Annotated in this window: 1 pseudogene; it reads left to right on the top strand. The window is 69.2% G+C overall.

The window, feature by feature from the left end:
* A pseudogene (locus G6027_RS19050) lies at positions 1-253 on the top strand (glycosyltransferase family 2 protein); the annotation flags it as partial.
* Positions 254-458 lie beyond the last annotated feature (205 nt).

Genomic DNA, 458 nt, shown 5'->3' on the forward strand with positions numbered 1-458 from the left:
CGTGGCCGTGCCCTACGAGGACGCGGCCTGGTGGCACGTCTCGCTCTTCGACGAGGTCTACGTGACCGACGCCTCGCAGACCGGGGTGCACCACCGCAAGGTCGACCCGCAGCGGGTAACGGAACTGCAGAAGCGCCTGGCCGCCCTGCTCGCGCGGTTCGTTCGCGAGGCCCCGGCCGCCCAGGAACGGTGGCGCGAGGCGCAGGCCCGCCTCACCACGCGCGAGAACTGGGCGCGGCTGTACGGGGTGTAGCCCGGCCGTCCGGGGACTGCACCACGAGCGCAGTCCGGGGACGGAACCACGAGTGCCGAGGTCGCGGATCTTGACGTTCCGATGACTGGGACGCCTTCGCCTCGGGTGGCCGGATGCTGTGCAGCGAGCTACACGAGGATCGAGAGCGCATCGTCAATCGCCCTTCGCAAGTGATATCCGGCTCTTCGCATCTGAGTGTGGGTGA

This window comes from Dietzia sp. SLG310A2-38A2 (assembly GCF_014145095.1).
Lineage (GTDB): Bacteria > Actinomycetota > Actinomycetes > Mycobacteriales > Mycobacteriaceae > Dietzia.